This window comes from Hydrogenophaga laconesensis (assembly GCF_031457235.1).
In the GTDB taxonomy this organism is placed as follows: domain Bacteria; phylum Pseudomonadota; class Gammaproteobacteria; order Burkholderiales; family Burkholderiaceae_C; genus Hydrogenophaga; species Hydrogenophaga laconesensis.
This window is the reverse complement of sequence record NZ_JAVDWE010000007.1, coordinates 185,726-200,397: the sequence shown is the minus strand read 5'-3', so window position 1 is coordinate 200,397 and position 14,672 is coordinate 185,726. Positions and strand designations below refer to the sequence as shown.

14 protein-coding genes are annotated in these 14,672 nt (G+C 65.7%); 10 read left to right on the top strand and 4 right to left on the bottom strand.

The annotated features are described in order from the left end of the window. Positions 1 to 11: 11 nt before the first annotated feature. Positions 12 to 779, top strand: coding sequence for a GntR family transcriptional regulator (locus J2X09_RS14225; RefSeq protein WP_204733998.1), 768 nt, complete (start codon positions 12 to 14; stop codon positions 777 to 779). An 87-nt stretch (positions 780 to 866) separates the two neighbouring features. Here the strand turns inward: J2X09_RS14225 and J2X09_RS14220 are convergent, their stop codons facing one another. Then, positions 867 to 1,625 carry a FadR/GntR family transcriptional regulator gene (locus tag J2X09_RS14220; protein ID WP_204733999.1) on the bottom strand — a complete coding sequence of 253 codons (759 nt, stop codon included), beginning with the start codon at positions 1,623 to 1,625 and terminating at the stop codon, positions 867 to 869. A gap of 138 nt (positions 1,626 to 1,763) precedes the next feature. On the opposite strand from J2X09_RS14220, the gene J2X09_RS14215 reads away from it, so the two are divergent. From J2X09_RS14215 to J2X09_RS14185, 7 genes are all read left to right on the top strand, one after another. Continuing rightward, positions 1,764 to 2,573: an NAD-dependent epimerase/dehydratase family protein gene (locus tag J2X09_RS14215; RefSeq protein ID WP_204734000.1), complete on the top strand. Its 810-nt coding sequence runs from the start codon at positions 1,764 to 1,766 to the stop codon at positions 2,571 to 2,573. 20 nt (positions 2,574 to 2,593) lie between these two features. Continuing rightward, positions 2,594 to 3,499 carry an SMP-30/gluconolactonase/LRE family protein gene (locus J2X09_RS14210; protein WP_204734001.1) on the top strand — a complete coding sequence of 302 codons (906 nt, stop codon included), beginning with the start codon at positions 2,594 to 2,596 and terminating at the stop codon, positions 3,497 to 3,499. Positions 3,500 to 3,571: 72 nt separating this feature from the next. Then, on the top strand, positions 3,572 to 4,534 hold the full coding sequence (locus J2X09_RS14205) for a TRAP transporter substrate-binding protein (RefSeq protein ID WP_204734002.1): 963 nt from the start codon (positions 3,572 to 3,574) through the stop codon (positions 4,532 to 4,534). Between the two features lie 60 nt (positions 4,535 to 4,594). Then, positions 4,595 to 5,083 (top strand): TRAP transporter small permease, encoded by a 489-nt coding sequence (locus tag J2X09_RS14200; RefSeq protein ID WP_204734003.1) that lies wholly within the window; start codon positions 4,595 to 4,597, stop codon positions 5,081 to 5,083. After that, on the top strand, positions 5,074 to 6,363 hold the full coding sequence (locus J2X09_RS14195; protein ID WP_204734004.1) for a TRAP transporter large permease: 1,290 nt from the start codon (positions 5,074 to 5,076) through the stop codon (positions 6,361 to 6,363). The genes J2X09_RS14200 and J2X09_RS14195 overlap by 10 nt, the downstream gene beginning before the upstream one ends. 19 nt (positions 6,364 to 6,382) lie before the next feature. After that, complete coding sequence (locus tag J2X09_RS14190) at positions 6,383 to 7,351, top strand: Bug family tripartite tricarboxylate transporter substrate binding protein (protein WP_204734005.1); 969 nt, start codon at positions 6,383 to 6,385, stop codon at positions 7,349 to 7,351. 30 nt (positions 7,352 to 7,381) lie between these two features. Then, a complete protein-coding gene (locus J2X09_RS14185; RefSeq protein ID WP_204734006.1) occupies positions 7,382 to 8,440 on the top strand; it encodes an aldose epimerase family protein in 1,059 nt (352 codons plus the stop codon). Between the two features lie 15 nt (positions 8,441 to 8,455). Here the strand turns inward: J2X09_RS14185 and J2X09_RS14180 are convergent, their stop codons facing one another. Next, positions 8,456 to 8,947 carry a hypothetical protein gene (locus J2X09_RS14180; protein WP_204734007.1) on the bottom strand — a complete coding sequence of 164 codons (492 nt, stop codon included), beginning with the start codon at positions 8,945 to 8,947 and terminating at the stop codon, positions 8,456 to 8,458. 116 nt (positions 8,948 to 9,063) lie between these two features. Continuing rightward, positions 9,064 to 9,942 carry an NUDIX hydrolase gene (locus tag J2X09_RS14175; protein WP_204734008.1) on the bottom strand — a complete coding sequence of 293 codons (879 nt, stop codon included), beginning with the start codon at positions 9,940 to 9,942 and terminating at the stop codon, positions 9,064 to 9,066. Between the two features lie 212 nt (positions 9,943 to 10,154). On the opposite strand from J2X09_RS14175, the gene rpoH reads away from it, so the two are divergent. Next, positions 10,155 to 11,102 carry an RNA polymerase sigma factor RpoH gene (gene rpoH / locus J2X09_RS14170; protein WP_204734009.1) on the top strand — a complete coding sequence of 316 codons (948 nt, stop codon included), beginning with the start codon at positions 10,155 to 10,157 and terminating at the stop codon, positions 11,100 to 11,102. Between the two features lie 121 nt (positions 11,103 to 11,223). Then, positions 11,224 to 12,984, top strand: a complete 1,761-nt coding sequence (locus tag J2X09_RS14165) for a 7TM diverse intracellular signaling domain-containing protein (protein WP_204734010.1) — start codon at positions 11,224 to 11,226, stop codon at positions 12,982 to 12,984. On the opposite strand, the gene lysS is transcribed toward J2X09_RS14165, so the two are convergent. Next, the gene (lysS, locus tag J2X09_RS14160; protein WP_204734011.1) at positions 12,985 to 14,535 is read right to left on the bottom strand and encodes a lysine--tRNA ligase; all 1,551 of its coding nucleotides are present in this window, start codon (positions 14,533 to 14,535) and stop codon (positions 12,985 to 12,987) included. Positions 14,536 to 14,672: the final 137 nt, after the last annotated feature.

Here is a 14,672-nt window from a genome sequence, read left to right as displayed (position 1 = left end):
CGCCCATTCCTATGGCCACCTCCGCTGCCCGCCGACGCGCCGCCCCCCAGCACATCCCGCAGACACGGGACGAGAGTTCCGTGGAGCGCCTCTACCTGGACCTGCGGGACCGGGCGATGCGCTACGAATTCCGGCCGGGCACCCGGATCAATGAGCAGGCGTTGGGGCGCGAATTCGGCGTGAGCCGCGCGCCGCTGCGCGAGGCCTTGAACCGGCTGGTGGCCGAAGGCCTGCTGGACTTCGTGATGAACAAGGGGTTCTTCCGCAAGAACATCAGCGTCGACGAGGTGTTCGATCTCTATCAGGTGCGCATCGCACTGGAGCGACGAGCGATCTTCCTGGCGCTGCAGCGCGCCAGCGACGCGGAGATCGAAGCGGTGCGGCAGTACTGGGCCGAGGTCATGTCCCGCGCGGCCGAAATGTCTTCCGACGACTTCCTGCTGGCCGATGAGGAGTTCCACCGGCGCATGGTCGCTCTGGCCCGGAACAAGGAACTGAGTGCGTTCATGGAGGTCGTCACGCGGCGCATCCACATCGCGCGCCACATCGACATCCAGCAGTCGGCCTGGAACGCCAAGGCGTTCGACGCCCACTTCGAAATCCTGCAACTGATGCAGGACCGCAAGAAGGACGCCGCGCTGGAGTGCATCACCGAGCACATCGACATGAGCATGAAGCGGGCCGTGGAAATCACCAAGGAGATGGTGGCCAAGTTCTTCCTGGTCAATTCGTCGGTGCCGGAAACGTCGCTCCCCACGCATCAGGGCGCGAGCGGCTGAAGCCGGCCCCAGATGCCGTCCCCCTCCCCGCGCCAAAGGCGCGCCTGAGAGGGAGAAGCCACGCAGCGGCGCAGGGAGAGCTTTCTGTCACACCTGGGCCCGGCGCAGGCGCTCACGGCTGTTGGAGAGGTGCGTGCGCATCGCCTTGCGGGCGGCCTCGGCATCGCGCAACCGGATCGCGTTGTAGATGTTCTGGTGCTCACCATGCACACGCCGAAGGTAGGCCGGCAGCCCTTCGGGTTCGCTGCTCGCGGTGTTGATCCGCGTGCGAGGAATGATCATGGTGCCCAGGTAGGTCATGAGGTCCGCGAAATGCCGGTTGCCGGTGGCCCGCGCCACTTCCATGTGGAACTGGAAGTCGGACGGGACGGCGTCGGACGACTCGGCGATGGAGGCTTCGAAGGCGGCGAGTGCGGCGGCCATGTTCTGCAGGTGGCTGTCGTCCCTGCGTTGCGCGGCCAGGCTCGCGGCCTCGCTCTCCAGGCTGATGCGCAACTCCAGCAGCGAGATCACATCGGCCACGGTGGCAAAGTCTTCGGGCGCGACGCGGAAGTTGTTTTGTTCGGGGGGCGCCATCACGAAGGTGCCGATGCCATGGCGCGTTTCCACCAGGCCTGAGGCCTGCAGGCGCGAAATGGCTTCGCGCACCACGGTGCGGCTCACCTCGAAGCGCGCCATCAGTTCGGATTCGGTGGGCAGCTTGTCACCGGTCTGCAGGCGGCCTTCGCGCACGTCGGCGGCCAGCGTGTCGACGATTTCAGGCACCAGGCCGCGCTGCCGGCGCGGGCGCGTGGGCGGCATGACCAGTGGCGTTGTCTCGTCACCTAGGGTTTTCACGGGGAGCATTGTTTTTTCCTTGACACGCCATTGTGGCGTTCACACAATCCGCCCAAGTTGTCTGACAACCGACAACAGACAACAAGATGGCCGGACTGTAGCAAACCGCTCGCGAAACTCCAAGCCTTTCGAGACAAGCCGCACACCATGGACTCACCCATCAACACCCACCACCGGTTGCTGCTCACCGGCGCTGCCGGCGGCCTGGGAACGGCCCTGCGCGATCGCCTCAAGGGCAACTGCACGGTGCTGCGCCTGTCCGACACGGCCGACCTCGGGGAGGCGGGGGCGGATGAAGAAATCGTGCAGGCCGACCTGTCCAGCGCGGAAGAGGTCGATGCCATGGTCGAGGGTTGCGATGCCATCGTGCACATGGGCGGCATCTCGGTGGAGGCGCCGTTCGGCGCGATCCTGCAGGCCAACATCCTGGGGGTGTACCACCTGTACGAAGCGGCACGGCGGCATGGCGTCAAGCGCATCGTGTTCGCGAGTTCGAACCACGTCACCGGCTTCTACAAGCAGAGCGAGACGATCCATGCGGAACACCCGCCCCGCCCCGACGGTTTCTACGGCTTGAGCAAGGCGTTTGGCGAAGACCTCGCGCGCCTCTATTTCGATCGCCACGGCATCGAGACCGCCTGCGTGCGCATCGGCTCGTCGTTCGTCGAACCGAAAGACCGCCGCATGCTCGCCACCTGGCTGAGCTTTGACGACCTGCACCGCCTCATCGGTGCCTGCCTGAGCACGCCGGTGCTGGGCCACACCATCGTGTTCGGCATGTCGGACAACGCCGTGACCTGGTGGGACAACAGCCGTGCGCGGCACATCGGCTACGTACCGCGCGACAGCTCGGACGTGTTCCGCGAAGCGGTCTTCGCGCGCACCAGTGCCCCCGACCTGAACGACCCGGCGGCCATCTACCAGGGCGGCGCCTTCGTCAAGGCTGGTCCGTTCTGAACGGCACGCCACCCCGCACCATGACCACCACAGCCGACCTGGTGCTCGACGCCCGCAATGGCGTGGGCGAAAGCCCCGTGTGGGACGCGCAGCGCGGCTGCCTGTTCTGGGTCGATATCCCCGGCCGCCTGCTCTGGTGCTGGAATACGGGCACGGGCCGCTCGCGCGTCTGGGCCACACCGGAGATGACGGGCTGCATCGCCCTGGCTGCGGGCAGCGAGACCACGCCCCATGGCCGCTGGGTGGCGGCGATGGAAACGGGTGTGGCGGTGCTCACACCGCACGACGACGGCTCGATGACCCATGAGCCACTGGCCGGCGTGCAGCACCCCCAGCCCGGCATGCGCTTCAACGATGGCCGCTGCGACCGCCAGGGTCGGCTGCGCGCCGGCACCATGGTGATGGACATGGCGCTCGCCGCACCGGCGGGCAGCCTCTATGCCCTCGACGACGGTGTGCTGCGCGCACAGCGCAACGGATTCATCACGCCCAACGGCATGGCCTTCAGCCCCGATGGCCGGACGATGTACCTGTCGGACTCGCACCCCGACGTGCAGACCATCTGGGCGTTCGAGTACGACACCGACACCGGCACGCCGGGCGAGCCCCGCGTGTTCATCGACATGAAACCCCTGCCCGGCCGACCCGACGGCGCGGCGGTGGATATTGACGGTGGCTACTGGATCTGCGGCAACGACGCGGGCCTGGTGCATCGCTTCACACCCGACGGCCGGCTGGACCTTTCACTCCCCGTACCGGTGAAGAAACCCGCGATGTGCGCCTTCGGTGGCAGCGGCCTTGACACCCTGTTCGTCACCTCCATCCGCCCGGGTGGCGACCTCGCCGACCAGCCGCTGGCCGGTGGCGTGTTCGCGCTGCGCCCCGGTGTGCGGGGGCTGCCCGAACCGCACTGCGCATTGACCTGATTCCTGCATTCCGACAAGAGGCCACAAGCCCCCTTCTGTTTTCAACCACCAACCGAAAGCGCTGAGGACGACATGCACATCAAATCCCTAATGACCCTCGTGGCCGCCTGTGCCGCCTTCGCGGCGCAGGCCACCGAGTTCCGCTCGGCCGACACGCACAACGCGGACGACTACCCCACTGTCGCGGCCGTGAAGTACATGAGCGAGCTGCTGGAGAAGAAGAGCGGCGGCAAGCACAAGATCAAGGTGTTCAACAAGCAGGCCCTGGGCAGCGAGAAGGAGACCATTGACCAGGTGAAGATCGGCGCGCTGGACTTCACGCGCGTGAACGTGGGTCCGATGAACGCCATCTGCCCGCTCACGCAGGTGCCCACCATGCCCTTCCTCTTCAGCTCGATCGCGCACATGCGCAAGACGCTGGACGGCCCGGTGGGCGACGAGATCCTCAAGAGCTGCGAGTCGGCCGGCTTCATCGGCCTGGCGTTCTATGACAGCGGCGCGCGATCCATCTACGCCAAGAAGCCGATCAAGACCGTGGCCGATGCCAAGGGCCTGAAGATCCGCGTGCAGCAGTCCGACCTGTGGGTCGCGCTCGTCAGCGCGATGGGCGCCAATGCGACGCCCATGCCCTACGGCGAGGTGTACACCGGACTCAAGACCGGACTGATCGATGCCGCGGAGAACAACATCCCTTCGTTCGACACTGCCAAGCACGTGGAAGCCGTGAAGATCTACTCGAAAACCGAGCATTCGATGGCCCCCGAGATCCTGGTGATGTCCAAGGTGGTCTACGACAAGCTGCCCAAAGCCGAGCAGGACATGATCCGTGCCGCCGCCAAGGAATCGGTCGCGTTTGAACGCCAGAAGTGGGACGAGCAGGAGGCCAAGTCGCTCGCGAATGTGAAGGCCGCCGGCGCAGAGATCGTCGAGGTGGACAAGAAGTCGTTCCAGGCCGTCATGGGCCCGGTCTACGACAAGTTCATGACCACGCCCGACATGAAGCGCCTGGTCAAGACGATCCAGGACACCAAGTAAGCCCTGCCCATTCCACCCCAGCCCTCGCCCGCTGCCGCGGGCAGGGCAGCAAGGTCTCTCATGTTCACCAAACTGTGTGCCGGCTTGTCCAAGCTGTGCCTGATGCTGGCCGTGATCGGGTTGATCGCCGTCGTGCTGTGCGTGCAATGGCAGGTGATCGGCCGCTACGTTTTCAACGACACGCCCACCTGGGCGGAAGCGCTGGCCATGCTGCTGGTGCTGTTCGTCACCGCCTTCGGCCTCGCCGTGGGCGTGCGCGATGCGGGCCACATCGGCCTGGAATCGCTGGTGAGCCTGCTGCCCATTCGCTGGCAGCGGCGCATCGAGTACGTGATCCACACCCTGGTGGCGATCTTCGGCGCGATGATGGCGCAGAGCGGCTGGATGTGGATGAGCGCCAAGTGGAGTGAGAAGAAGCCGATGCTGCCCGTGCCCGACGGCATCGACTACCTGCCGATCGTGATCGCCGGTGTGCTCATCGTGCTGTTCTCGATCGAACACATCGTCGCGCTGGTCCGCGGCACGCTCGTGGAGCCCGCATGGAACTGACCGTTCTCGGACTGAGCTTCACGCTCCTGCTGATTCTGGGCGTGCCGGTGGCCTTCGCCATCGGACTGTCGTCGATCGCCACCATCATCGTCGCCGGCCTGCCCGTGGCGGTGGTGTTCCAGAAGATGGTCGGCGGCATGCAGGTGTTCAGCTTCCTCGCCATTCCATTCTTCGTGTTCGCGGGCGAGCTGATGTTGTATGGCGGCATCGCCGACCGCATCGTGCGCTTCGCCAACAGCCTGGTGGGCCACGTGCGTGGCGGCCTGGGCATGAGCAACGTGGTGGGCTGCACGCTGTTCGGTGGCGTGGCGGGTTCGCCGCTGGCGGACGTATCGGCCATCGGCTCGGTGATGATCCCGCTGATGAAGAAGGAGGGCTACGACGCCGACTACGCGGTCAACGTCACGACCCACGCCGCGCTGGTCGGCGCGATCATGCCGACCTCGCACAACATGATCATCTTCACGCTGGCCACCTCGGGCATCGCGTCGGTGAGCATCCTCAGCCTGATCCTGGCCGGGCTCATTCCGGCTTTGATCCTCACGCTGTGCAACCTGGGCGCGGCCTACTACGTCGCGGTGAAGCGCGGCTATCCGACCCATGGCAGGTTCCCCGGCTGGGGCGAGGTGTTCCGATCCTTCGGGGCCGCGCTGCCCGGCCTGCTGGTGATCGTGATCATTCTCGCGGGCATTCTCTCGGGTGCGTTCACCGCCACCGAGTCCGCGTCCATTGCGGTGGCGTGGGCGCTGGCCATCACCGTGCTGGTGTACCGCACGCTGTCGTGGCACAACTTCCTCAAGGCCTGCGCCAAGGCGTGCAAGACCACGGGGGTCGTGCTGCTGCTGATCGGCATCTCGTCGGCCTTCGGCTATTTCATGGCGCTGTATGAGGTACCGCAGCTCACCGGCGAGCTGATGAAGTCTGTCTCTGAAAAGCCCTGGGTGATCTTTCTCATGATCAACCTGCTGCTGTTCATCCTCGGCACCTTTCTCGACATGGCCGCCACCATCCTGATCTGCACGCCGATCTTCATGCCGATCGCGATGCAGTTCGGCATGGACCCGACGCAGTTCGGCATCGTGATGCTGATCAACTGCGCCCTGGGTCTCAACACGCCACCCGTGGGATCGGTCCAGTTCGTGGGCTGCGCGATCGGCGGCATCTCGGTCGGCCAGGTGATGCGCACCATCGCACCGTTCTACGGCGCGCTGGGCATCTGCCTGATGCTGGTCACCTACGTTCCTGCGTTCTCACTCTGGCTGCCCAGCCTCGTCAAATAAACATTCAAGGAGAGACCACATGTCCATCAACCGCAGACAGCTGCTGGCTTCGTCCGCCGCCATCGCCACCATTGGCCTGCCCGCCTACGCACAGACCTTTCCGAACAAGCTGGTGAAGATCATCGTGCCGTACCCGCCGGGCGGTTCGTCGGACATCATCGCGCGCTCGATCAGCCAGCCGCTGTCGGACAGCCTGGGTCAGACGGTCGTTGTGGAGAACCGCGCCGGCGCCAACGGCAACCTGGGCGCCGACCTGGTCGCCAAGTCCGCCCCCGACGGCCACACCCTGCTTCTGTGCGACGTGGGCGCCCTGGCAATCAGCCCCTCGGTCTACACCAAACTCAACTTCGACCCGAGCAAGGATCTGCGCGGCGTGACCATGCTGGCGTACTCGCCACACATGTTGGCGGTGCATCCATCGGTGAAGGCCAACACCCTCAAGGAGCTGGTAGCCCTGTCCAAGACCACCGAGCTGAACTTCGCCGTGACCGCCGTGGGCAGCGCGCCGCACGTGGCCGGCGTGGCCGTGGAACGCGCCACCGGCGCCAAATGGACCTACGTGCCCTACAAAGGCGGCTCCCAGGCCGTCGCCGACACCGTGGCCGGTCAGACGCAGGTGATCATGAACGGCATGCTGGCCACCTTGCCCAACGTCCAGAACGGACGGCTGAAGGTGCTGGGCATCTCGAAGAAGACGCGCATGCCACTGGTGGGCGAGGTGCCGACGCTGGCCGAACAGGGTGTCACCGATTTCGAGTCGGGCACCTGGCAGGGCGTCGTCGTGCCCCGTGGCACCCCGGCGGCGATCGTCTCGCGCCTCAACGCCGAACTGATCAAGGCCATCCGCAGCCCCGATGTGCGCGCGCGCCTGACCGGCCAGGGTGCCGAGGTGGTGACCATGCAGCCCGCGGAGCAGGACGCCTTCTTCGAGCGGGAACGCAAGCGCTGGGGCGCGGTCGTGGCGCAGGCCGACATCAAGCTGGACTGAATCTGACCCGCGGCCGACCACAATAGGGGGATGAGCACACTTCCATTCCCCCGCCTCCTCGACCCCGCGCGCTTCCAGGGCGACGTGGACGGCCGGCCCGCCCGCCTCTTCTTCCTGCGCAATGCGCGCGGCATGCAGGTGGCCATCACCAGCCTGGGTGCGAAGGTGCTGCAGATCCTGGTGCCGGACAGCACCGGGGCACTGGACGACGTGGCGCTCGGCTACGACCAGTTGGCCGATGTGATCACCGGCTCGCCGTCCATGGGCGCATTCGTCGGCCGCTACGCCGGCCGCATCGGTGGCGCACGCTTCACGCTCGATGGCCGCGAGCACCGCCTTGCGGCCAACTCCGGGTCGCATTGCATCCACGGCGGCCCGCGCGGCTCACGCCACCGCGTATTCGAAGCCACGCAACCCGATGCCGCAACGCTGCAGCTGCGGCACCGTTTCCTGACCGCCGAGGACGGCTTTCCCGGCACGCTTGACCTGCAGCTGACCTACCGCCTCGACGACGACAACGCGCTCGTGCTGGAGCACACGGCCACCGCCATCGACGAGCCCGGGCCGGCCAGCTTCACCAGCCACATCTACTTCAACCTCGATGGCGTGGACCAGGGCCAGCGCATCGACGGACATGTGCTGCAGGTGCCCGCCTCCGGCGAGGTGCTGGCCACGGGCACGGACGGCATCGCCACGGGTGGGCTCGTGCCGCTCGACGGCCATCCGCACGATCTGCGTTCCGCGCGCAGGCTGGGAGACCTGTCCGACATCGACTTGAGCTACGTGCTGCAACCCCAGCAACAAGCCGGTCCGCGTCTCTGCGCGCGCCTGCACAGCGCCGCCAGCGGGCGCACCCTGGAGGTGTTGACCACCGAGCCCTTGTTGCAGGTCTACACCGCGGGGCAGCTGGGCACTGCGGAGAAGCCCGATCTGGGCAAATGGGGGGTGCGGCACCGGCCGCGTTCCGCCGTCTGCCTGGAGCCTCAGCATTTCCCCAATGCCCCGAACTGCCCCACGCTACCGCAGAACAATGTGACACCTGGGAGGCCCTACACGGCGACGACGGTCTACCGTTTCGGCACGCTCTGAACGCCGTCGGCGCCGTCAGGGAAAGCGGAACCGGTCCCGGCGCTGGCACTCCGGCGGCTCGCCGTAACCCGCAGAACGGACTTTCTGGTCCTGCGTGATTTCCACCTGGAACCAGCGGCAGAACGGGTTGTCGTAGCGGTAGCTCCAGACCGAGCCGCGGTTGCGCGCCAACCCCTCCACTTCGCCCGGCCGCCCGAGCTTTTCGCGCACCGCACTCTGGTCCATGCCAGGCAGGATCTGGCCGAAGTTGGCCTCGTTGAGCACCTGCTCCGCACGCACGGCGCGCCCAGCGGCATCGAGGTAGACGAACCACGTCTGCGGCCCGTACGGCCCTCGGGGAAACTCCAGCCGGGTGCCGCCCTCGACCTGCCGTCTCGTCTCCGGCGGCCCCATGCGAGCCTCGATCTGCTCGCCCGTCAGACCGGCGAAGTCGGCGGGCGGTGCATAGCCGGCACATCCCGCCAGCAACAGGGACGCACCCATCAGGTGCCACAAGGACAAGCGCATGGCTGGCTCCCGGGTTGGTGTTGGACGATCCGCCGCAACGGCAAGACGAAGAGACCGAGTGTGCGGCGCACCGGGTTCACAGGTCTGCGCGCTGCCGCACGCTGGCGGTACCGTCGTCAGCCCAGCAGGGCGGCCAGGCCGCCCTCGGGCTCGAAACGGTGGTTCCGGTGCACCAGCCGGGTGGGGCCCGGCCAGACCCTCGCCGACAGGCTGTGCCTCGGATCACCGGGGTAGCAGATCACGCGGCACCCCTCCTCGTCAAACGGCTCCGGCTCGATCAGCGACGGCGGGCGGCTGCGGGCGGTTGTCAGCACCTGGGCGACGTTACCCAGCCGGCTGAGTTCGCTCAGGCTCATGATCTGCGGTGGCGCCAGATCAATCTCGCCGGCCCAGTAGCGCTCCAGCCCGCCCCGTGGCGACAGCCAGACAGCCTCGGTCGCCTCGTGCGCACAGTGCTCCACCGCCTGGCCATCCGGGGCAGGGGCCACGAAGAAGCGGGTATCGAAGCGCTTGTTGGTCACGGAAGGTACACGCGGGGTCACCCAACGCGACCAGGGATACACGCAGGCTGTGGCGATCGGCAAACCCCGGGTGCGCAGAGCGTCGGCGAAAGGCGTGCCGGTGGCCGTCAAGGCACGCACGGCCTGCACGTGGGCGGCACCTTCCGGCTGGCCCAGCAGCAGGCCACATTCCTCGAAGGTTTCTCGCAACGCGGCGACATGCAGGCCCAGCGCCATGGCGGGTTCCAGAGTTGGCTCACGCAGGACGTCGCGGCAGACCACGGGCGTGCGGTCCACCGCCGTGGAGTCGGCGTGTCCATCCGACGCGTCCAGTTTGCCGCCCGGAAAAACATGCACCCCACCCAGCACACCGGAATTGCCGTGCCGGCGAACCAGCAACACCTCCAGACCGGAAGGGCCGTCGCGCACCACCATCACGGTGGCGGCAGCCACGGGCGGGGTGAGCACTTCATCGGAATTGATTGCAATGGGCATCCGGCATTGTCCTTGCGCGGCACGTGGCCTGCAGTCGCCATGGTTCAACCCGCTCATTTTTAATGCTTTTGCATTGTTTTCCGAACGTATTCAGACGCCAGACACCCAGGAAAGAAAGAAAACCGGGTGGCCACAGGGGCGTGGAACTTTGGCTTTAGCACTCAATCCCAGAGAGTGCTAATATTCTTCGCAGACACCTGAGGAGGGTTCACATGTCCCACACACTTGCTCCTGTTGCCACCGCCACCCACGGCTCGATCGCCGTGGCGAACCCGTGGGCGCTGGTGCCGCCCCTGGGCAACCTGGACGCCTACATTTCCGCCGTCAACCGCCTGCCCCTGCTCACGCTGGAACAGGAGCAGCAGGCCGCCCGGCGCCTGCGCGACGATAACGACCTGGATGCTGCCGGCCAGTTGGTGATGTCTCACCTTCGCCTGGTGGTGTCGATCTCGCGCCAATACCTGGGCTATGGCCTTGCCCATGGCGACCTGATCCAGGAAGGCAACGTCGGCCTGATGAAGGCCGTCAAGCGCTTCGACCCCGACCAGGGCGTGCGTCTGGTGAGCTATGCCATGCACTGGATCAAGGCCGAGATCCATGAATACATCCTGAAGAACTGGCGCATGGTCAAGCTGGCCACCACCAAGGCGCAGCGCAAGCTCTTTTTCAACCTCCGTTCCCGCAAGCAGGGTTTCCGCGCTGATGCGCTGGACGGTGACACCCACCGCGAAGTGCTGTCGGACAGCGAAGTCGGCGTGGTGGCGCGCGAGCTCAATGTGAAGCCCGAAGAAGTGCGTGAGATGGAAACACGCCTCTCCGGCGGCGACGTGGTGCTGGACCCCGCACCCGGCGACGATGGCGAGGACAGCTTCGGCCCTATCGCGTACCTGGCCGACGCCACCCACGAGCCCACGGCAGTGCTCGAATCTGCCCAGCGCGACGCCCTGGCCACGGAAGGCGTGGCACACGCCATGAGTGAACTGGACGAACGTTCGCGCCGCATCGTCAGTGAGCGCTGGCTCAAGGTGAACGATGACGGTTCCGGTGGCATGACGCTGCACGAACTGGCCGCCGAATACGGTGTGAGCGCCGAGCGTATTCGCCAGATCGAGGTGGCGGCCATGAAGAAGATGCGCAAGGCCCTGGCCGACTACACCTGATCCTCCCCTCCTGCAATGAGCCCCGGCGGTCCATGTGCCCCGGGGCTTTTTCGTGAGCGCCCAGGTCGAGGAGCGGACCTTGTTACCGGAGGCACGTCACTGCGTGCGCGACAATCGCCGGATGTCTCATGTCTACGCGCCACCCGGCGCCCTCCATGCGGGCCTGTTGCTTGCCCGGTGGGTGCTCCTCCTCTTGTCGATCTTCCTGCTTCGGACAGCCCTGGCGACCAACGCACCCACGGTTGTGCTCGATGGGACACAGGCAACCATTTCGCTTGACCAGCGCAGCACATACTGGGTCGATCCCTCCGGCCAGCTCACGGTGCAGGAGGTGGAGGCGCAGCAGGCGTCCCTGCCATTCGCCTTGCGCAGCAATACCTTGCGGCTGCGGCTTCCCGAAAAAGGCGCCATGTGGGTGCGCTTCGACGTCGACGTTCGCGACAGCAGTGCACACTGGGAACTGGAGCTGGCCCGCTCGGGCACCGACGCCATCAGTCTGTATCACCGGCAGGCGGACGGGACCTGGAGGGCCCAGCACGCGGGCGACCGCATCGCGGTAGAGGATTGGGCATTCCCAGACCGCTATCCCGTCTTTTCGCTCGACTCGCGTGCCAATGCCGTGGTGACGTACTGGTTGCGCATCGAACATGCCCGCGTGCCGTACTCAGGCCACCTGCTGATCCACAACCATCACACGCTGCGCGAGTTGCGCATTCACCAGCAATTCCTGCTGGGTGCGTATTTCGGCATGGCGATGCTGCTCACGGCGACGGCATTGGCCAATGCGCTGGTGTTCCGCGATACCAGCTTCGCCGCCTACGCCATCTACATCACGGTGCTGGGACTGGCCCTGGCGGCATCGCTGGGCGTGGCGGGCCAGTTCCTCTGGCCAGGTTCGGCCCGATGGAACGGTTGGGCGGAGTTCGTGCTCATGCCGATGACTGCCGTCTGTGGCCTGCTGTTCGTGCGCCACGTCGTGCAGCCCAGGCGCATCGGCAGGTGGCTGGACCGCTCGGCCCTGGCGGCACCCGCCCTGCTGTCGGCGTTGACGCTGTGGGATCTGCTGGCGCCCAAGGCATGGACCCTGCCCGCGGTGACCGCCGTTGCCGCGGTCAACCTGATGCTGGTCTATGCGCTGCTCTGGGCAGCATGGCGCACGGGGGACCGCTGGGTGCGCTGGGTCGCACTGGGCATGCTGCCGGTGCTCATCGCAGGCGTGCTCCCCGTGATGCGCAACTTCAATCTCATTTCCTCGGGCTTTCTCTCGCAGTACGGCATGGTGATCGCCGCTGCCCTCGAAGCGCCCCTGCTGCTCTACGGCCTGCTGCAGCGCTCATCGCTGCAGCACGAGGCACAGGCCCGTGCCCGCGCCCTGGCTCTGACCGAACCTCTCACTGGCCTGAGCAACCGCCACAACTTCATGCTGCGCCTGCACGACAGCCTGGTGCGCGCGCTGCGTTACCAGCATCGCAGCGCGCTGCTGCTGATCAGCCTGGACAACCACGACTGGTTCGCCGACCAGCATGGGCGCGAGGTGGCGGACCGTGCCTTGGTGATCACCGGTTCGCTGCTGCGCTCCGTGGCGCGCGATGTCGACACGGCAAGCCGCATCGACGACAGCACCATGGCGCTGTTGATGGAAGGCCCGGTCAAAGAGGCACAGGCCCTTTCCGCTGCCACCAGCATCGTTGCGAGCGGCTTGCGGCCTGCGGTGCAGTTGCCTGTGGGCGCTGCACTGAAGTTCAAGGTCGTGGTGGCCTTGTTGCCGGACATGTCGCAGGAACTGCAACAGGACGCGCAGGCCCACCTGGGCTGGCTGCGCATGGCGCTCGACGCCCTGCGCAAAGACCCGCTCAAGGCGATCCTGAAGCTGAACTTCTGATCAGGCCTCTCGGCGCAGCGCAGGGAACAGGATCACGTCGCGGATACTCGGGCTGTCGGTGAGCAGCATCATGAGGCGGTCGATGCCAATGCCGCAGCCACCAGCCGGCGGCATGCCGTACTCCAGCGCGCGGATGTAGTCAGCGTCGTAGTACATCGCCTCCTCGTCACCACCATCCTTGGCAGAAGCCTGGGCCTGAAAACGCGCGGCTTGATCCTCCGCATCGTTGAGTTCGGAGAACGCGTTGCCGAACTCGCGCCCGGTGATGTAGAGCTCGAAGCGCTCGGTCACTTCCGGGTGTGCGTCATTGGCGCGCGCCAGCGGCGAGATTTCGGTCGGGTGGTCCATGATGAAGGTCGGATTCCAGAGCTTGTCCTCGACCTTCTCCTCGAAATACAGCACCTGAAGGGCGGGCAGGCTGCGGCTGGACAGCTGGTGTTTTTCCTCGCTCAGGCCCAGCTTCTTCAGCTTCGCCTGTAACCAGGCCGCATCGTCCACGCCGTCACCGGCTTCGGTGTACTTGACGATCGCCTCGCGGATCGTCAGCCGCTCGAACGGCGACATCACATCCACCGGCCGCCCCTGGTAGGTCAGCGGCTCATCGCCGCGAAGGCGGCGCACCACGTGACGGATGAGCTTCTCGTTGAAGTCCATCAAGTCCTGGTAGTTCCAGTACGCCGCATAGAACTCCATCATGGTGAACTCTGGGTTGTGGCGGACGCTGATGCCTTCGTTGCGGAAGTTGCGGTTGATCTCGAACACGCGGTCGAAGCCGCCCACCAGCAGCCGCTTGAGATAGAGCTCGGGCGCGATGCGCAGGAACATTTCCTGGTCGAGCGCGTTGTGGTGGGTCTTGAAAGGCTTGGCATTGGCTCCACCCGGAATCGGGTGCAGCATCGGCGTCTCGACCTCCAGGAAGCCATGGCTCACCATGAAGTCGCGAATCGCCGACAGCGACTTGCTGCGCGTCACAAAACGCTGGCGCGCGGCTTCGTCCGTGATCAGGTCCACGTAACGCTGGCGGTACTTGATCTCCTGGTCGGCAATGCCATGGAACTTGTCGGGCAACGGGCGCAGGTTCTTCGTCAGCAGGCGGATCTGGCTCGCCTGGATCGTAAGCTCGCCAGTGCGCGTGCGCATCAGCGTGCCCTCCACACCGAGAATATCGCCAAGGTCCCAATGCTTGAACGCGGCGTACACGTCCTCACCCACGGCATCCTTGCTGACATAGACCTGGATCCGGCCGGAAGCGTCCTGCAACGTGGCGAAACTGGCCTTGCCCATCACGCGCTTGAGCATCATGCGCCCTGCCACGCTCACCTGCACCGGTGCGGCCTCCAGCGCTTCCTTGCTGCTCTCACCCCATTGCTGGGACAGGTCTGTGGCCTTGTTCGCGGGTTTGAAGTCGTTGGGAAATGCCACACCTTTCCCCTGCTTCTGGGCCTCGCGCAGGGCTTTGAGCTTCTCGCGGCGTTCGGCGATGAGCTGGTTTTCGTCCTGCGCAGCAGGCGCACCGGTTTCGGCGTTGGGGGGGGTCTGGGCTTGGGTCATGAATGAAAAATGGGTTGGGCACCGAGGTGCGCAACCCATGATTGTAGTTTTCAGGCTGGCCCGGGCCCGAAATGCGATCTGCCGCCGGGTCATCCTGCGTGAATCGGCCCTTCGGGAGCACGCCCCCCGCGATGCGT